This window comes from Roseovarius sp. THAF9, assembly GCF_009363715.1.
In the GTDB taxonomy this organism is placed as follows: Bacteria; Pseudomonadota; Alphaproteobacteria; order Rhodobacterales; family Rhodobacteraceae; genus Roseovarius.
The window spans coordinates 3,365,230-3,383,084 of record NZ_CP045404.1; the positions used below are offsets into that span (position 1 = coordinate 3,365,230).

The following is a 17,855-nucleotide window of genomic DNA, read 5'->3' on the forward strand; positions in this document are numbered from 1 at the left end:
GGCAGATGCAACCTTGCGAACCGGCCCACGCCCCAAGCCCGGACCTCGTCCGCAACCAGCGCACCCGTAACCGGACACCGCATCACGCCACCTCGTAGCGAACGGGCAGGCGCAGCGCGCCCGTGTTGCCGCTGTCCGGCAACCATTCCGGTGTGCCGTCATACGCAACCGTACGGAATGTCTGACGCAACGCATCCAGCGCACAACCCGTGTCGGTCCGCGCCACGAAATGCCCGATGCAGTGATGCGCCCCGCCGCCGAACCCGAAATGCCGCTTGCGCTTGACCGTGATGTCAAAGCCCGGGTCCTCGCAAATCTCCGGGTCCCGCGCCGAGGCATGGACCAGCAGATTCAGAACCGTGCCCTTCGGGATCACCATCCCGTCCATCTCGACAACCTCCACCGCCTCGCGGGTGGACCACGTCGTGGTGGGCCGCGCGCGAATGAACTCTTCCACCGCGTTCGGGATCAGGCTCTCATCCTCGCGCAGCATTTGCCACTGCTCGGGGTTCTCGATGAACAGCGACAGGCCAAGCCCCAGCAACGCCCGCGTCGTATCCACGCCCCCGAAGATCGAAATCACGATGGTGTTCAGCAATTCCTCGTGCGTGCAGTCCCCGTTGCGGTCGAACTCCGCCACCATGCGCGCAACATACGACTGCGTATCCTCGCCGCGCCGCACCCTGGCCACCAATTGATCGGCCAGCTGGAACAGCGTCTCGCAGGCCGCGTTGAACCGCTCCTGGTATTTCGGCGCCTCGATCCCCATCGCCAGCCCCAGATCGGCGGCATTGTGCGCCACCAGCGGCCACGCCTCACGCTCCATCCCCAGCAGCGTCGTGATCGCTTGCCCCGCAAAGGGCTCGCAAAACGCCGACTGAAACTCGCAGGAAGATTTGCCGCGCAGGTCCGCACAAAGGTCCCGCGCAATCTCATCAAAGGCCGGGACCAGCGACAGCACATACTCCTCGCTCAACGCCGGCACCGCCAGCGCGCGCAGCTTCTGATGCGCCTCGCCCTCTCGCCCGATCACCGAATCCCGCCAAAAATCCGCGAACCGGCCTTCAATCCCGACCGTCTCGGGCCAGTTGTGGCTGCCCTGCCGAAACCGCCGGTCGCGCAGGATCTTGCCCACCTGACGGTATCTCAAAACCGCCAAGCCAAAGGGCGTCTCGGCGCACCAATGGGCCTTGCGCGCCGCGACAACCTCCGCCCCCCGGGTCGAGAACTCCGGGTCTTTGAGGTCCAGATACGGCAGGTTGCCCATTCGCGTCACTCCCCGCGCCGCGGCGCGTTCTCAATACTCCTGGTTCAGCGCATCCGCCGCCGGGATCTCGCTTTCGCGCGTGGCAATATACGCCAGCAGCGCCTCGTTCACACCTTCGTCCAGCTTCGGTGCCTGATACTCGTTCAGCATCTTGCGCGCATAGGCCTGCGCCCGCGCATTGGCCTCCACAGCGCCCTCGGCCTGCCACTGCTCGATCGAGTTGTTGTCGAACAGGTCCGGCATAAAGAACGCCCGCTGAAAATTCGCCAGCGTATGGGGATGGCCCAAGTAATGCCCGCCCGGCCCGATATCGCCCACGGCGGCCACCGCCTCGTCGAAATCGTCCCAGCGGATGCCTTCGGCCATCCGGTAAGCCATCGCGCATTGCTCGGCGTCAATCACGAACTTTGCCATCGAGCAATGCATCCCCGCCTCGTTCCAGCCCGCGGCGTGCCACATGTAATTCGTCCCGGCCATCTGCAACGCCATCAGGGTCGTCGCACTCTCGTACCCCGCCTGCGCGTCCAGCGTCTTGGCCCCGCCAAGGCTGGCAGAGGACCGCCACGGCACGCCATAGAACCGCGCCATCTGCCCGATCATCATGTTCATCAGGCTGATCTCGGGTGTCCCCGCCATCGGCGCGCCCGACTTCATGCTGACCGTCGACAGGTAGTGCCCATAGATCGCCGGTGCCCCCTTGCGAATGACCTGCGTATAGGCCAGCGCGCTCAGCGCCTCGGCATTCAACTGCGCCACCGTCGGCGCGACAGACGCCGGCGTATTGGCCCCGCCCAGCACGAACGGGCTGCACAGCACCGGCTGGTTGCGGCGGCAGAACGCCCGCATCGCACCCAACATGGTTTCGTCCCAGACCAGCGGGCTGTTGCCGTTGCAGTTCCCCGTCACAACCGGGTGCGTCTCCATGAACTCCTCGCCAAAGAGGATCGCGCACATCTCCATCACGTCCTCGGCGTTCTTGGGGCTGGTCGTCATCCCCATGAACGTCTTGTCCGAGTGCTTCATCGATGAATAGGTGATCCGCAGATGCCGCTGGCTGATCGGGTGGTCATACGGCTCCACGATATGATGCGCGCTGGAATGCAGCGCAGGCGACATCTGCGCCAGCTTGTGGAAATTCGCCAGATCCTCCAGCGTCGGGTTCCGCCGCACGTCGTCCAGATCGCGCAGGAACGGCGCGCCCGTCATCGGCACGAAAATCGCATGCTCCTTGCCGAAGGGCAGGTTATTGGCCGGGTTCCGCGCGTGATAGGTGAACGTCTCGGGGATCGTCCTGATCAACTCCCGCACCAGCCCCCGGTCCAGATGCACCCGGTCGCCATCGCGCACCTCCGCGCCGACCCGCTTCCAGTCGGCAATCGCGATCTCGTCGCGAAAGATCACGCCGACGTTTTCGAGGATATCCATACTCGCCGCATCGATTCGCTCGATCTCGCCGGCACTCATCGGCTCGGTCAGCGGCAACCCCCGCTTCAAGCTGGGCAACATGGTCACGTCCCGCACGGCCCGCAACGCGGTCCGCGTGCCGCGCCCTCGACGCGCCGGTTTTTCTGCAATTGCTGTCACGCGTCGTCCTCCATGCTGTCTGAAATTCCGTCCAGTATTCCGGGCAACCCGTCAAAGGCCCTCTGCGCCGCCAGCCCCTCGACCATCTGCAGGTTCAGGGTGTTGGGCGTGGCCAGCGCCATCTTCTCGTTGTGCAACTCTCCCGCGTGATCTCGGCCGAGGCCGTTCAGCACGCCTGTCACCAGGTTGCTGACGTAGATTTCCGCCGCCTCGGGCGACCCGGTCTTCCCCGCCAGCCACCCGGCGCCTTCTTCCAGAAGGCCAAGCGCTGCGGCCACCATCGTCGAGGCCGCGAAATGGTGATTCAGCGCCGCCTCGTCCGCCTGCGGCAGCACAGGGTTCTCGGCCCCAAAGAGCGCCCGCACGACGCCCGGATCCCCCGCCACTGGCAAGGGGCAGCCGCCGTTCTCGATAAACCCGTAAGGGATCGTCACCGACACATCGCGAACCGGCGCACAGGCTGCCTCGATCTCGGCCAACGGCACGCCCGCCATGACCGACACGATCTTCTGATCCGCCCGGAACGGCAGGCCCGCAACGACGTCTTTCCAGACCGCCGGACGCAAGCACAAAAGAACGATCTCACTCCGCTCCACGACCTCGGCATTCTCCGCCACCGCGATGCCCACACCACTCTCCGCCAGCGCCGCCGACACCGCCTCACTGCGCCGCGACACCGTCACGTCATGCCCGGACCGGGCCAGCGCCCGCGCCATCGGCGCCGCGATATGTCCGGCTCCTAGGAATCCAACCCGGCTCATCCCACCAGATCTCCGTCCTTGGGATCACTCAGATCGACCCAGATCGTCTTGACCTCGGTGAACTGGTCATGCGCATGCACGCCATTGTCACGCCCGCCGAAACCGGACTGCTTGTAGCCCCCGAAAGGCGTGGCGATGTCCCCTTCGCCATAGCAGTTCACCGTCACAGTCCCCGCGCAGATCTCCCGTGCCGCCCGGATCGCCCGCCGCACATTCGAGGTATAGACCGACGCCGCCAGCCCATAGGCCGTGTCATTGGCCAACTCGATGGCCTCCGCCTCGCTCGCCACCTCGATCACCGACAGGACCGGGCCGAAAATCTCTTCGCGCGTGCGCTTGTCGTCTTTCTTGACCTCGTAAACCGTCGGCTCGACGAAATTGCCCTTTGGCTTGCCGCCCCCGGCCACCGCCTTGCCCTTCAGATACCCGGCCACCTTCTTGCAATGCTCGGCATCCACCAGCGCGCCCAGATGGTTCGCCGGGTCCAGCGGATCGCCGGTTTTCCAATCGCGCATCCGCGCCACGATCCGCTCCATCAGCGGCGCCTTGACGGCCTTGTGCACGATCAGGCGGCTACAGGCCGAGCAATTCTCACCCATGTTCCAGAACGCCGCGTTCACCACATGCTCGGCTACGTGATCGAGGTTCTCGGCATCCTCCAGAACAACAGCGGGGTTCTTGCCCCCGCATTCCAGCGTGACCTTCTTCATGTTGCTGTCCGCCGCATAGCGCAGGAACCGCTTGCCGATCTCGGTCGAGCCGGTAAAGCTTACCATGTCCACGCCCATGTGCAGGCCCAGCGGCTCGCCCACGCTCGGCCCATCCCCCGGCAACACCTGCAACACGCCGCGCGGCACGCCCGCCATATGCGCCACCTCCGCCAGCCGCAACGCGGTCAGGCTGGTCTGCTCGGCGGGCTTCACGATCACCGAATTGCCTGCCGCCAGCGCTGGCCCGATCTTCCAGGCCATCATCAACAGCGGAAAGTTCCACGGCAGCACGCAGGCCACCACGCCCAAAGGCTCCCGTACGATCAGGCTCAGCGCGTCGTCCCCCGACGGCCCCACCTGGTCATAGATCTTGTCGATCAGTTCGGCATGCCACTTGATCGTGTGAATGACCTCGGGAATGTCCACGGTCTCGCAGTCCCGGATGGGCTTGCCGCTATCGAGGCTCTCCATCACCGCGAATTCGTGCCGCCGCCGCGTGATCAGTTTGCACAACCGGATCAGCACATCCTTCCGCGCGCCCGGATGCGCCTTCGCCCACTCGCCGCGCTCGAACGCCTCCCGCGCCTTTTCCACGGCGAAATCCACATCCTTCGCGTTCGCGGTCGATATCTTCGCCAGAACGTCCCCCGTCGCGGGGTTCACCGTCTCCATCACCGGCCCCGACCCCTTGCGGAACTTGCCATCGACAAAAGGCGCCTTGGGCAGATCGATCTCGGCGGCAATCGCGCCGTATTCTTCCCGTGTCAGAAGCTCGCTCATGTCCTGCCCCCTTCGATCGCGGCAATCGCCGTGTTCATCGTGCGGATCACCTCTTCGAGGTTCCGCTTGTCATCCTTGTTCAGCGGCAACAGCGGCTTGCGCGGCGGCCCCGCCGGAATGCCCCGCATCGTCACACCATGCTTGATGCACTGGATGAACTTGCCGCCCTGCTCCAGCACCCGCATCAGCGGCATCATCGCCGACATGATCGCCCGGCCTTTGGTGAAATCCCCCTCCACCACGCAGGCCCGGTACAGCGCCACATGCGCCTCGGGCGCGAAATTCGACCCGGCACAGACCCAGCCCTTCGCCCCCCAGGCAAAGAATTCCAGCGCCTGGTCATCCATCCCGCACAGAAGGCCCATATGCGGATACTCCCGGGCGATCAGGTGCAGCCGGTTGATGTCGCCGCTGCTCTCCTTGATGCCGCAGAAATTGGGCGAACGGCCCAGGCGATCCAGCGTCTCCTCGTCCATGTTCACGCCCATCCGGCCCGGGTAATTATACAGCATCACCGGCATATCCACCGCCCGGTCGATGGCCAAAGCGTGCAGCGCAATCTCGCGCCCCGTCGGCACCGAATAAGGCGGCGTCGCCACCAGGATCGCATCCGCGCCCACATCCTTCGCCATCTTCGCAAACGCGACGCTATCCTCGGTACGCAGCGCGCCCGTGCCCACGACCAGCGGCACACGCCCCTTGATCAGCGCATGCGTCTTCCGGGCCAGCCATTCGCGCTCTTCAAAGCTCTGCGCATAATACTCCCCCGTGGTCCCGGCACTGATGATCCCGGCCACGCCGCCCGCGATCAGCTGCTCCACCACGTCCCCCAGCGCGCCCTCGTCCACCGTGAAATCCTCACGATAGGGCGTCACGATGGGCGTCCAGATCCCCTCAAACTGCATCTTCACGATCCTTCATCGGCAAAACGTCGATCGGCAACGGATCGGGACTCACGAACCGCTCCAGCCGATCGCGCGACAGGTTCCAGTGCTCGATCGTCAGATCCACCATCAGGCCCGGCTCCTGCCGCTCGATGGCCACGATCATTGCGTCATGGTGGTCGCACGCCTTCACCACCCGCAACGACTCGTCCGCCGAGGCGGGGCGATAGAATGTCTGGCTCAGCCGCGTATGGTCGATCAGCATGCGCTTCAGGCTGGGCAACAGATAGGGATTGTGCGCCATCTCCCCCATCGCCAAGTGAAAGCGGTGGTTCTGCAACGCCGCCTTCGCCGCGTCGCCCGTCTGCGTCGCCCGGCGAAACGCGTCCTGGATCCCCTTCAGCCCGTCGATCTCATCCGGCCGCCGGTTTTCCGCCGCCAGCCGCGCGACATTGGCATAGATCATCGGCGCGGTCTGAAAGAACGTCCGCAGCACCGGCAGATCCATCGACGCCACCTTGGCGCCGCGGTTCTGCGTCAGGTCCACATACCCCTCACCGCCCAGCCGCTGCAGGATCTCCCGCATCGGCGTGCGCGACATGCCGTACCGCTCGCACAGCGTCGCCTCATCCAGATCGCTGCCCGGCGCGATATCCTGCGTCAGGATGCGCATCCGCAAGTCTTCCAGGCACTGAGTCTTCTTGTCGGCGGTCAAAACGAATCTCCTTTCTGAATACACAATGTATACATCTCGTATTCATACGTCGATTCAATTCGACATCGCCCGACCGATTGCCCCAAGCCCATATTTTTTCTTGCCAAAAATACTCGCGCCGCAGGCCCCCCGTCTGCCACGCGCGCACGGTCAGGCACAGCGCGTCACGCTGCCCTCACGCCCACGAGGCCAAAGGCCGAGACAAACCTGCGCGCGTGAAACGCGCTCAATCTGACTGGATTACCGCCGCCCACCCACCGGCGGATCGGCCCGGCTCGCGTCCCAGTCGGGCTCGAACCCCAGAACCTCGGTCGCCGGCGGCAGGGTCGGATTGAACAGCACGTTATGCGCCATCGTCGACTGGTGCAGCATGTTGTGCGGCGCCAGCCGCCAGACCTTGCAAGCCAGCTCGAACTCCTGCCCATAAGCCGCGAAGCGCAGCGTCGCATGGCCCGCCTCGTGCAGCGTCTTGGCGCCTTCGCTGCCCGGAGGGAAGGTCGCGGTCAGGATGTCCGAGAACTCCTTGGCCTTCTGATAATACGTCGCCGACAGGAACTGCAGCGCGTTTTGCCGCCGCTGCGCCGGGTCGTTGGTCTTGGCCGCCATGTGCTGCAACTCGGGCGTCACCGAATACCCCGGCGCTTTGTTCAAAAGCGTGATCACAACGCCCATCGGCTGGTCATGCCCCTCTGGCGTGACTTCCGGCATAATCGCGTCATCCGGCCGCCCGTCATTGTTGCGCATCGCCAGCTGCCGCACATGGCACTGCCACTTCAAAAACCCCAGTCGCAGCGGATTGTCGGAATAGCTTTGCCCCAGTTGGGCCGCCAAAGATGTCATGCCACGCTCCTCTCGGGGTCTGGCGTTTCCATATCGAACTCCCGGTCGCTGGTCAGGCTTGGCACCCGACCGGCGGCCTTTTCCACGTCATCCAGGTCGATCTCCGCCTGCACCACGCCCGGCTCCGTGCCACCCTCGGCAATCACCTCGCCCCACGGCCCGACGATCAGCGAATGCCCGAAACATTCGCCCCCGCCCGGCACCGGCCCGATGGCACAAGGCGAGACGACAAAGCGCGTGTTTTCGATCGCCCGCGCCCGGTTCAGCACATGCCAATGCGCCTCACCCGTCTTCCTGGTAAAGGCGGCAGGACATATCAGCATCTCCGCGCCGGCCTGCGCCAGCCCACGCCACAGCATCGGAAACCGCAGGTCATAACAGATAGTATGCCCGATCCGCCCGAACGGCGTGTCGTGAATGACGGCCCGGCTGCCCGGCGCCACCCGTTCGCTTTCGCGATAGACTTCCGTCTCGCTCAACTGGATATCGAACATGTGGATCTTGTCATACCGCCCGGTGACCCTGCCGGACGCATCCAGCATGATCCCGCGATTGATGATCCGCCCGTCCGGGCCATCGACGGCGATGGAGCCGAGGTTGATCCACACCCCCGCCTCCCGCGCGAACGCCTGCGCCTCGCGCAAAAACGGATGATCGTCCTCGGGGGCCGAGGGCGCCGCCACAGCCGCACCCTCCGTTTTCAACCCGCCGCAATATTCCGGCAGGAAAAGAACCTGCGCCCCGTCAGCGACCGCCTGTTCGGCCAGTGGCCGAGCCTCCGTCCAGGCCGATGCGAAATCGGGCATGGGCCGTGTCTGCAGGCAGGCGATATTGATCGGGCGCGTCATGTCTGGTCCTTTCAAAGTTCCTTCAGAACTTCATATAGGCCTTGCGCAGGTTCACCAAAGGGTGCCGGTCCGACATCTGGAACTTGATCAAGAGTTCCCGCGCGATCATGTCCCGATCCTGCTGGTTGTCGGGCAGCTCGATCGTGTCGGGCACCCGCACCCAGCCGTTGTTGTTGCGGTCGAACACCGCCGGCGAGCCTTCCTCGTAGCCCATGTGCACGTCTTCCAGCCAGTTCAGGTCGTCCCAGCCCATGGTCTCTATGTATTTTTCCAAGAACGGTGTGATCCGGTCATAATCCGGCACAAGGTTCACGTCATAGCGATAGCCGATATGCTGGCCGATTTCCTTTTCACGTTCCGAGCCAAGCCCGTCCTTGTCCTTCAGGAACTGGTCGACATCGGTAATCTCCGAGCCGCGATATTGTGTTCCAGCCATTGTTTTCCCTCCTTGTCGGGAGGTGGGGTGAAACCCCACCCTACGCCGTAAACGTAGGGTGGGTTTCCAACCCACCGTTTAGAAATGGTGATAATCCTCGACGCCAACCGTATGGCCGGTGCCCGCCAGCGGAACCCCCGCCATGGCCGAGGCTTCCATCGTCAACGCGGCCAAGTCCTCCGGTTCCAACGAGTGCAGATAGGTCTTGCCGCACGCCCGTGCGAACAACTGCGCCTCGATGGTCAGCGTGTGCAGGAAGTTGTACACGCGCTCCGCCGCCTCGTCCGGGTCCAGCCGCTCGCGCAGCTTGGGGTCCTGCGTTGCCACGCCCACCGGGCAGCGGCCCGTGTGACAATGGTAGCAATAGCCCGGCTCGGCCCCGATCTCTTCGGGATAGTTGGCCTCGGGAATATCCTTGTTGCAGTTCAGCGCCATCATGGCCGAGTGGCCGATCGCGATGGCATCCGCGCCCAGCGCGATGGCCTTGGCCACGTCCGCGCCGTTCCGAATCCCGCCCGCGTAGACCAGGCTGATCTCGCCGCGCTTGCCAAGGCTGTCGATGGCCTTCCGCGCCTGACGGATCGCCGCCATGCCAGGCACACCGGTATCTTCCGTGGCCAGGTGCGGGCCCGCGCCCGTGCCACCTTCCATCCCGTCGATATAGATGCTGTCGGGGTCACACTTCACCGCCATCCGCACATCGTCGAACACGCGGGACGCGCCCAGCTTCAGCTGGATCGGGATCTGCCAGTCGGTCGCCTCGCGGATCTCCTGGATCTTCAGCGCCAGGTCGTCCGGGCCCAGCCAGTCGGGGTGACGCGCCGGCGAGCGTTGGTCGATCCCCGCGGGCAAGCTGCGCATCTCGGCCACCTGGTCAGTCACTTTCTGACCCATCAGGTGCCCGCCCAGGCCAACCTTGCAGCCCTGCCCGATGAAGAATTCACAGCCATCAGCCAGAACAAGGTGGTTGGGGTTGAAGCCATAGCGCGACTGGATGCACTGGTAGAACCACTTGGAGCTATAGCGCCGCTCGTCGGGGATCATCCCCCCCTCGCCCGAACAGGTCGCCGTGCCCGCCATCGTGGCGCCCCGCGCCAGCGCGGTCTTCGCCTCGTAGGACAACGCGCCGAACGACATGCCGGTGATATAGACCGGGATATCCAGTTCCAGCGGCACCTTGGCGCGCGGCCCGATCACGGTCTTGGTCTCGCATTTCTCGCGATACCCTTCGATCACGAACCGCGTCAGCGTGCCGGGAAGGAAGGTCAGGTCATCCCAGTGCGGGATCTTCTTGAACAGCGAGAACCCCCGCATCCGGTAGCGGCCAAGCTCGGACTTGATGTGGATGTCATCCATCACACGCGGCGGGAAGATGAAGCTGTCGCCGATGCGGTTTACATCGCGGTCCAGCTGTTTTTTCTGCGGCAGATCACCATCAGCCATGATTTTGTTCCTTTCGGTTCAACACCGTAGGTCGTGTCCACCCCGTAGGGTGGGTGACAACCCACGCGTTACAGGATGAGCTTCTTCTCGGACGGCTCGAGGTTGTCGTAGTTCCACAGCATCTTGCCGGCGACGACCTTGGTGAAGTGATCCACCCCCTTTTCGGGCATCAGGCCGTATTGCGTCAGCTTCCGTGTCAGCCACTTCTTGTCCAGATCGGTCAGCTCCGCCTCGACAGCATCCACACCAAGGCTCTTGATTTCTCCGCCCACGTAAATCGTGCCGTCATACATCGAGTCGCCCAGGTTCTTGCCCGCGTTGCCGCAGACCACCATCCGGCCCCGTTGCATCATGAAGCCACTCAGCGCGCCCGTGTCGCCACCGACGATGATCGTGCCACCCTTCTGGTCGATCCCCGTGCGCGAGCCCACCGAGCCGCGGCACACAAGGTCGCCGCCTCGAATGGCCGCGCCAAAGGTCGAACCGGCGTTCTTCTCGATCATGATCGTCCCGGACATCATGTTCTCGCCGCAGGACCAGCCCACACGCCCGCTGATGCGCACGTTCGGCCCGTCGATCAGGCCGACGGAAAAGTACCCGGTCGAGCCTTCGATGATCAGGTTCAGCTTGCTCAGGATCCCCACGCCAAGGCTGTGCATGCCCCGCGGGTTCTGCAGCACGATCGTGCCATAACCTTCCTTCATCAACTCGCGGATGTTCGAGTTCACTTCCGTCACGGTCTTGCCGTCACAGTCGATCTCGGTCCGCTTGTTGAAGTCCACGTCGGGCGCCCACGGATAGGTGAAACGCTCCTCGGCATCCGGGTCGAACTCGACGTAAAGCGACTTGCCCGTCAGCTGTTCGGTCCGCATGCCCAGCGCGGTCACCCGCTCCTCCTGGGTCATCTTCTTCAGTTCTGCGTCGCTCACGCTTGCCATACCCGGACCTCCTCATCATAGGGATCTGTCGTGTCGATTTCCTGCGGAAGGATCGCGCGGATCGCCACCTCTTCGCTCGCCATTGCAATGAGGTCGTCGGATTCGTAAAGAACCAGCGGTTTCGCCGCCATCGTGTCCTTCGCCATGCCCAGCTGGTCCTTGGTGGCCACGAGGTACGTGAACACCCCGTCGATCTCCTCGATCGACTTGCGCAGGGATTCTTCCAGCGTGATGCCGTTGGCCAGGTTGTGCGCGGTGTAGACCGCCAGCAGTTCGCTGTCGCAGTTCGACATGAACCGGTGACCCTTGCGCTCCATCTCGCGGCGCATGATCCAGTAGTTCGTGATCTGGCCGTTATGCACCACGCTCACGTCGTTATAGGGAAACGCCCAGTAAGGGTGGGCCGACTTGATATCGACATCCGATTCCGTGGCCATCCGCGTGTGCCCGATGGCGTGCGTGCCCTTGAAATCATTCAGGCCATAGGCCTCGGACACCACCGACGCGTCGCCCAGGTCCTTGATCAGCTCCAGGCCGTTGCCCATCGACAGGATCTCGATTCCGTCGGTTTCCTCGATATGCTCGGCCATCTCGCCGACATTGTCGGCCCCGTTGAACACGTAGCGCAGCGCGTATTCCAAGGGCGCTTCCTTGGACTTGATCTTGGCGCCATGCTCTTCCATGACCTTTTCGACATAGGCGATGCGATCCTCGATCACCTTGTGAACGCCACGGCCCTTTTCCATGTCCTCGGCCTCGGCCACCTTCAGGCGCATGATGTAATCGCCCTCGGTCGGTTCACCATATACCGCGTAGCCGGTACTGTCCGGCCCCCGGTGCTTGAGCGCCAGCAGCATCGAGGTCATCTCCGACCCCACGGCGCTGCTCTTGCCCTTGTAGATTAGTCCAGCAATTCCACACATCTGGAAACGCCTCCTCTGGGTTGCATAGTCGTTAGATCGGCGGCGGGCTCCTCAACCCGCCGCCAGACGCATGGAATGCCTCAGGGCAGGCATTCCATGTACGTGTCCTTGTCCCAATCCGTCACGGTGGACATGAACCGGGCATATTCGTCGTGCTTGTACTCGTCGAACAGGCGGTACATCTCGCCGGGCATCCCGCGCTGCACCACTTCGTCCTTCTTCAGGAAGTCCAGCGCCTCGCCAAGCGACATGGGCAGCTTCTTCACTTCCTTGCCGGCCTCGATCGCGGCGTAGATGTTGCGCTCTTCCGGCTCGCCCGGATCCAGCTTGTTGTCGATCCCGTCGTCCATCGCCGCCAGCAGCGTCGTGCCCATCAGGTACGGGTTCACCATGCTGTCGACCGAACGGTACTCGAACCGCCCCGGCGCCGAAACGCGCAGACCCGTGGTGCGGTTCTGGAAACCCCAGTCGGCAAAGACCGGCGCCCAGAAACCCGTGTCCCAAAGACGACGGTAAGAGTTCACCGTCGAACAGCCCACGGCGGTCAGCGCCTGCAGGTGATGCACCACTCCGCCGATCGCCTCGAGGCCTTCCTTGCCGGGCATCTGCGGGTCGTCGTCATCGGGCATGAACGTGTTCTCGCCGCCCTTGACGTACATGTAGTTCTCTTTCATCCCCGGCAGATCCTTGGGATCATTGCCGCACTTGACGAACTCGTCCTCGCCGCCCCGCCACAGGCTCATGTTGTGGTGACAACCGCTCGCCGACACGCCCATGAACGGCTTGGTCATAAAACAGGCGAAAATGCCGTTCTCGCGCGCCACCTGCGCACAGATCTGGCGGTAGGTGGTCAGACGGTCCGCGTTGCGCAGCACGTCGTCGAACATCCAGTTCAGCTCCAGCTGGCCGGGCGCGTCCTCGTGGTCGCCCTGGATCATGTCGAGGCCCATCATGCGGGCGTACTTGATCACCTGCATCGACACCGGGCGCAGGCTCTCGAACTGGTCGATGTGATAGCAATAGGGCTTGGAATAGCCGTCGCGCGGCTTGCCGTTCTCGTCGAATTTCAGCCACATCATCTCGGGCTCGGTCCCGATCCGCAGGCTCCGGCCATGCTTCTTTTTGAAGTCTTCGTGCATGCGCCGCAGGTTGCCCCTGCAATCCGAGGTCAGGAATCCACCCGGATTTTCCTTTTCCTCGCGGTTGCGGAACAGCGTGCAATAAAAGCGCCCGATCGTCGGCGCCCAGGGCAGCTGCATGAAGGTTTCAGGTTCCGGAATGCCCACCAGCTCGGCCGCTTCCGGGCCATAGCCCAGGTACTCGCCCGCGCGGTTGGTGAACAGGTTCACAGTGGCGCCATAAACCAGCTGAAAGCCCTTCTTCGCGACGGTTTCCCAGTGATCGGCAGGAATGCCCTTGCCCATGATCTTGCCGGTCACCGACACGAATTGCAGATAAAGGTACTCGATGCCTTTCGCATCGATCATCTTGCGGACTTCTTTGATTTTCTCGTCGCGCCCGGGGGCCTCGACAAATTTCTCAAGATCCATTTCAGCCACGGTCTAGCTCCCTGATGTTGTGCCGCCCTGGTCGGATCGAGGATCGAAGGGCAGCTGGTCTTTTAGGTGGCATGAGCAGACATCGCGGTGCCGCCCAGCACCCTCACGATTCCGAGCCTCAATCCAAAAGTCAACCGATTTTGATCCAAACATGCATATTTCGCTGGAAATAGCCGCCATATGGTATATAATTGGTCTAGTTAACGGAGGAATCACAGTGGGTGACGCACAAAGAATGGGCGCGGCGGATATCGCCGGCCTTATCCGGCGCGAAATTTCCAAGGGCACGCTGCAACAGCATGACCGCCTGCCACCCGAACGGGTGCTGTCCGAGACATACGGCGCCGCTCGCGGCACCGTGCGCAAGGCGCTCATGCAATTGGAATCCGAAGGTTTTGTCGAGATCCGACCGGGCAGCGGCACCTATGTCATGCACAAGACCGAGACGGCGGCGGCCAGCGCCATCGACAACGCCACGCCGCTGGAACTGATGGATGCCCGATTCGCGCTCGAGCCGCACAGCTGCCGTCTGTCGGTCCTGCATGGCCGCCACGCCGATTTCGACCGGATGGAAGAGCTTTGCGACCAGATGGAGGCCAGCCTCGACGACCCCGCCGCGTTTTCCGAGGCCGACACGCAGTTTCACCGCGCCATCGCCGACAGCACCCGCAACGGCCTACTTGTCTGGATCCTCACCCAGATCGGCAGCGTCCGGGGCCAGGACGACTGGACCCGCATGCGCCGCCTGACGCTGGATGAGCCGACGATCACCACTTACAACAGGCAACACCGCCAGATCCTCGAGGCGTTGCGCGCCCGCGAACCCGAACGCGCCGCGAACATCATGAAAGAGCATCTTGAAACCGCAAGGCTGTCACTCACGCGGGCGTCCGAGACATAAGACCCGCACAACAGCCCCCAAACCTGCCCGCAATCGACACAATTCGGTGACATTGCAGCGAAGGTTCGATTTGAGCCCATAGCGGTCGCTCGCAATAATCTTAGAAAAGGACACTTCGGGCTGGACGCAGACATTCGCTAAAAGCTATGCCAGCGTCAGCGTCAGCGTTAGATGGATAAGAACCCGATCTTTGGCTCCGAAGCGATTCATCTCAATTAATGCCATGGGACACGTTCTTCATGTGGCTCCCTGACATGCTCGGCGTATACAGTTTTTTGACCGCAACCTAAGGATGCTCAACCTAATCAATTACACGTTGCCTATGATCTGCAAATTCTGTTTGACTGAACTTTGGGGGAAAACGTTCTGTGCAATTGGCACTGAAGCTGCGCAGCTTATAATTCTGGTGCGCGGAACTGCCAAGTTTATCTCTTTTTTCCCTAAGAAGTGTTTGGAGCAAAAAGTATTTGGAGAACGTTTGCTATGCCAATTCTGTTTAGGTCAGACGGTAACAACGACGCAGGTATAGAGCCTTGGGTCACTGACGGAACGGTTATCGGCACAGCTTTATTGCGTGACACATCTTTCGGCGGGACCTTGGACGCTGGTGGCTTTGATATCGCTTACACGGTTGATAGCGGGGTCATTTTCCGGGTTTCCAATGACGACTATGACGGTTTGTGGTGGACCAATGGAGTGGCGGCACAAACAAGTCTCTTGATCGACGATTTTGGCACCAGGCTTTATCGCCAAGGCGCGCTGGAGTTTGACGGCGACTTCATTGTCCAGGGCTTTGAGATTGCTTCTGGCAGAGGCGGGGTTGACGAGTTTCTTATCAGACTTGGCCGAGACGGCTCTCAAACTGTGCTCACCGAACTTGAGGCCAACGCCAATTCACTTGTTGACCTTGGGTCTTACCTGCTCTTTGAGGACGACGGCAGAGTTTATGGCAGCGATGGTACCGCAGCGGGCACTGCCGCTTTGCCTCTCTTCCTTTCGGAAGCGAACGCAGGTTTCGGTCGCATTCTGCAAGTGCTTCCGGATACGTCGAACGGAGAAAGCGTTCTTATACAGGCCCGTTCCGATGAAGATATCGTTACGCTGAACGGTATCGCGCGTGTTGAGGGCAACTCGCTTTGGCTGTCGGACGGAACAGAAGCAGGGACGGTACGCCTCGACGAAATCGGCAGCATATCGGGGATCCAAGGCGACATCGTCAGCGAAAACGGCATATCTTTTGTTCAGGTTGAAGCAACCCGTCTTTCGGTTGATCCGGATTTCCCAAATGTCATTGTTACCGATCGAGAAGACCAGTTGTGGCAGGTCGAATTATCTTCCGGAACGACGTCACTCATCGCGTCGTTGGACACGCTTTACACCGGGGACCCGGCATTACCAAACCCACAGACGTTCGGAACCGGTCTGTCGGAGCCCATCATAGACGGTAACCAAGTTGGATTTGTTGCTTTTGCGACTAACCGGTTTACAGACGGTTTCATCTCTCGAGCCGAACCATTTGCAGAGTTCTATCAAGTGCCCATCGGAACTCAGGCCACACCCGCCGATGCGGTACGGCTTGAACATGTTCCGGAAAACGCTGAGTTCTTCATCTTCAATGATCAGTTGGTCTATACCGTCGTCGAAGGCGCCAACCGACAATACTATGCAGCCGATGTGGAAACCGGCTCTTCCACCTTGATACTGGAAACCCCGAGCGTACGTCGCATGTACACGGTGACGGAGCCGTTCTTGGTTGGCGCCAATGTAATTTTCGCAACGGTGCAATATGTCGGCGGCATTGGGCTCGTCCAACTGCATTCCTGGGATGGCACGTCAAACTCCGCAGTACTAATTGGCGAGTTGCGAGGCCCAAGTTTCACATCGAGTCTGGCTGATACTGTGATTGATACGGTCATCCGACAAGATGGCGACCTGCTCTACTTCGCCGATAGTTCAACGGGTCTTTTTGTTACCGACGGGACTGTCGCCGGAACCGTTCAATTGAACTCTGATGTCGATGCTAGAATCCTGGGCGTGGTCCCTTTTGCATCACCGGTTTCATCAGGTTCCGAAGGGACCTTTGGCGACGACTTCATTTCCGGCGATGCCAGTGCCAATGAGATACTAGGCCTTTCTGGCAACGACAGTATCTCCGGAGCGGGCGGCAACGACACCCTTGTTGGTGACGAAGGCGAAGACAGCCTGACCGGAGACTCCGGATTTGACGAGTTGCGGGGCGGTTTTGGGAACGACACTCTCGAAGGCGGCGCTAACGCCGATGCCCTTTTGGGCGACGGCGGCGACGATTTACTCATTGGCGGCGACGGATTTGACTTCATTGAGGGTGGCGCTGGAAATGACAGCATTTTTTCCGGGGCAGCCCCTGATCGCGTCTTCGGCGGCGATGGTGACGACCTGATCGACGCTGGCTCTAACTTCGGAAATTCGGTGGACGGAGTCGAGGGCGGCGCCGGCAACGACACCATCTTCGGCGGCATCGGCTTTGACCTTCTTCAAGGCGGCGATGACGACGACGAAATCGACGGCGGCGATCAAGCCGACAATCTTTATGGCGAGGACGGCAATGACACCCTGAACGGCGGCAACGGGTTCGACCGTCTCTTTGGTGGCGAAGGCGATGACTTGCTGGAAGACTTCGAAGGCTTCGGCGGCCAGTTTGGCGGCGGCGGCAACGACACGATGCGGGGCGGTGACGACAACACCAACTTCTTCGGTCAGTTGGGCAACGACCTGATCGAAGCTGGCGGTGGCGATGACCGGATCGGTGGCAACGCCGGTTTTGACATCATCGACGGCGGTGCTGGCAACGACCTGATGTTCGGTGATTTCAACGCCGATACGTTCGTCTTCCAGAACGGCCACGGCGTGGACACGATTGGCGATTTCGATGCCCTCAATACCTTTGAGCGGATCGACCTGAGCGCTGTCACCTCGATCACGTCGCTGGCGGATCTGAACCTTGGCTCCGCCTCGACCGGGGCGGCCACACAGATGGGCGCGAACGTGGAAATCGACACAGGCGGCGGCAACCTCATCATCCTCAACAACGTGACCATAGGTGATCTCGACGCGACCGATTTTCTATTCTGAGGCGATAATGATGTTCTGTGCGATGCTGGCTTTAAACTACGGCTTTGTCCGCTTAGCGACCTCGAAAAACAAACATCCTGCGCGGGATCGAGGCGCGGCTTGCCGCGCCGCCGCGCATCGCCGGGCCGCACCCACGGCACGGCGATTTGGTGAGG

At 61.8% G+C, this 17,855-nt stretch carries 15 protein-coding genes; 2 read left to right on the top strand and 13 right to left on the bottom strand.

From position 1 onward, the window contains the following. Window positions 1-82: 82 nt before the first annotated feature. The 13 genes from FIU86_RS16690 to FIU86_RS16750 all read right to left on the bottom strand — a co-directional run bounded on the left by FIU86_RS16690 (window position 83) and on the right by FIU86_RS16750 (window position 13,679). Window positions 83-1,267, bottom strand: coding sequence for a cytochrome P450 (locus FIU86_RS16690; protein WP_152476115.1), 1,185 nt, complete (start codon window positions 1,265-1,267; stop codon window positions 83-85). Window positions 1,268-1,297: 30 nt separating this feature from the next. Continuing rightward, on the bottom strand, window positions 1,298-2,851 hold the full coding sequence (locus FIU86_RS16695) for a trimethylamine methyltransferase family protein (RefSeq protein ID WP_152476116.1): 1,554 nt from the start codon (window positions 2,849-2,851) through the stop codon (window positions 1,298-1,300). Next, window positions 2,848-3,612, bottom strand: a complete 765-nt coding sequence (locus tag FIU86_RS16700) for an NAD(P)-binding domain-containing protein (RefSeq protein ID WP_152476117.1) — start codon at window positions 3,610-3,612, stop codon at window positions 2,848-2,850. Before FIU86_RS16700 ends, FIU86_RS16695 begins: the two co-directional genes overlap by 4 nt. Further along, window positions 3,609-5,102: an aldehyde dehydrogenase gene (locus FIU86_RS16705; RefSeq protein ID WP_152476118.1), complete on the bottom strand. Its 1,494-nt coding sequence runs from the start codon at window positions 5,100-5,102 to the stop codon at window positions 3,609-3,611. The genes FIU86_RS16700 and FIU86_RS16705 overlap by 4 nt, the downstream gene beginning before the upstream one ends. After that, window positions 5,099-6,007, bottom strand: a complete 909-nt coding sequence (gene dapA, locus FIU86_RS16710; RefSeq protein WP_152476119.1) for a 4-hydroxy-tetrahydrodipicolinate synthase — start codon at window positions 6,005-6,007, stop codon at window positions 5,099-5,101. The genes FIU86_RS16705 and dapA overlap by 4 nt, the downstream gene beginning before the upstream one ends. After that, entirely contained in the window at window positions 5,997-6,701 is a 705-nt protein-coding gene (locus FIU86_RS16715; protein ID WP_254703866.1) for a GntR family transcriptional regulator, read from the bottom strand. Before FIU86_RS16715 ends, dapA begins: the two co-directional genes overlap by 11 nt. A gap of 240 nt (window positions 6,702-6,941) precedes the next feature. Next, complete coding sequence (locus tag FIU86_RS16720) at window positions 6,942-7,541, bottom strand: hypothetical protein (RefSeq protein ID WP_152476120.1); 600 nt, start codon at window positions 7,539-7,541, stop codon at window positions 6,942-6,944. Continuing rightward, window positions 7,538-8,389, bottom strand: coding sequence for a carbon-nitrogen hydrolase family protein (locus tag FIU86_RS16725; protein ID WP_152476121.1), 852 nt, complete (start codon window positions 8,387-8,389; stop codon window positions 7,538-7,540). Before FIU86_RS16725 ends, FIU86_RS16720 begins: the two co-directional genes overlap by 4 nt. Before the next feature lie 22 nt (window positions 8,390-8,411). Then, window positions 8,412-8,825, bottom strand: a complete 414-nt coding sequence (locus FIU86_RS16730) for a hypothetical protein (protein ID WP_103764724.1) — start codon at window positions 8,823-8,825, stop codon at window positions 8,412-8,414. A gap of 78 nt (window positions 8,826-8,903) precedes the next feature. Continuing rightward, on the bottom strand, window positions 8,904-10,268 hold the full coding sequence (locus FIU86_RS16735) for an FMN-binding glutamate synthase family protein (protein WP_103764723.1): 1,365 nt from the start codon (window positions 10,266-10,268) through the stop codon (window positions 8,904-8,906). A 68-nt stretch (window positions 10,269-10,336) separates the two neighbouring features. Then, on the bottom strand, window positions 10,337-11,206 hold the full coding sequence (locus FIU86_RS16740) for a GXGXG motif-containing protein (RefSeq protein ID WP_172977534.1): 870 nt from the start codon (window positions 11,204-11,206) through the stop codon (window positions 10,337-10,339). Beyond that, complete coding sequence (locus tag FIU86_RS16745) at window positions 11,194-12,129, bottom strand: glutamine amidotransferase (RefSeq protein WP_152476122.1); 936 nt, start codon at window positions 12,127-12,129, stop codon at window positions 11,194-11,196. Before FIU86_RS16745 ends, FIU86_RS16740 begins: the two co-directional genes overlap by 13 nt. Before the next feature lie 80 nt (window positions 12,130-12,209). After that, entirely contained in the window at window positions 12,210-13,679 is a 1,470-nt protein-coding gene (locus FIU86_RS16750) for a glutamine synthetase family protein (RefSeq protein WP_172977582.1), read from the bottom strand. A gap of 226 nt (window positions 13,680-13,905) precedes the next feature. Here FIU86_RS16750 and FIU86_RS16755 point away from each other — a divergent pair, with 226 nt between their 5' ends. After that, the gene (locus FIU86_RS16755; RefSeq protein ID WP_254703867.1) at window positions 13,906-14,589 is read left to right on the top strand and encodes a FadR/GntR family transcriptional regulator; all 684 of its coding nucleotides are present in this window, start codon (window positions 13,906-13,908) and stop codon (window positions 14,587-14,589) included. A gap of 483 nt (window positions 14,590-15,072) precedes the next feature. Further along, window positions 15,073-17,700 carry a calcium-binding protein gene (locus tag FIU86_RS16760; RefSeq protein WP_152476125.1) on the top strand — a complete coding sequence of 876 codons (2,628 nt, stop codon included), beginning with the start codon at window positions 15,073-15,075 and terminating at the stop codon, window positions 17,698-17,700. Window positions 17,701-17,855 lie beyond the last annotated feature (155 nt).

Bases quoted from the DNA above. Each gene is read 5' to 3' on its own strand.
- FIU86_RS16690 (WP_152476115.1), bottom strand. From the start codon at position 1,267: ATGGGCAACCTGCCGTATCTGGACCTCAAAGACCCGGAGTTCTCGACC.
- FIU86_RS16700 (WP_152476117.1), bottom strand. From the start codon at position 3,612: ATGAGCCGGGTTGGATTCCTAGGAGCCGGACATATCGCGGCGCCGATG.
- FIU86_RS16705 (WP_152476118.1), bottom strand. From the start codon at position 5,102: ATGAGCGAGCTTCTGACACGGGAAGAATACGGCGCGATTGCCGCCGAG.
- dapA (WP_152476119.1), bottom strand. From the start codon at position 6,007: ATGCAGTTTGAGGGGATCTGGACGCCCATCGTGACGCCCTATCGTGAG.
- FIU86_RS16720 (WP_152476120.1), bottom strand. From the start codon at position 7,541: ATGACATCTTTGGCGGCCCAACTGGGGCAAAGCTATTCCGACAATCCG.
- FIU86_RS16725 (WP_152476121.1), bottom strand. From the start codon at position 8,389: ATGACGCGCCCGATCAATATCGCCTGCCTGCAGACACGGCCCATGCCC.
- FIU86_RS16730 (WP_103764724.1), bottom strand. From the start codon at position 8,825: ATGGCTGGAACACAATATCGCGGCTCGGAGATTACCGATGTCGACCAG.
- FIU86_RS16735 (WP_103764723.1), bottom strand. From the start codon at position 10,268: ATGGCTGATGGTGATCTGCCGCAGAAAAAACAGCTGGACCGCGATGTA.
- FIU86_RS16740 (WP_172977534.1), bottom strand. From the start codon at position 11,206: ATGGCAAGCGTGAGCGACGCAGAACTGAAGAAGATGACCCAGGAGGAG.
- FIU86_RS16745 (WP_152476122.1), bottom strand. From the start codon at position 12,129: ATGTGTGGAATTGCTGGACTAATCTACAAGGGCAAGAGCAGCGCCGTG.
- FIU86_RS16750 (WP_172977582.1), bottom strand. From the start codon at position 13,679: ATGGATCTTGAGAAATTTGTCGAGGCCCCCGGGCGCGACGAGAAAATC.
- FIU86_RS16760 (WP_152476125.1), top strand. From the start codon at position 15,073: ATGCCAATTCTGTTTAGGTCAGACGGTAACAACGACGCAGGTATAGAG.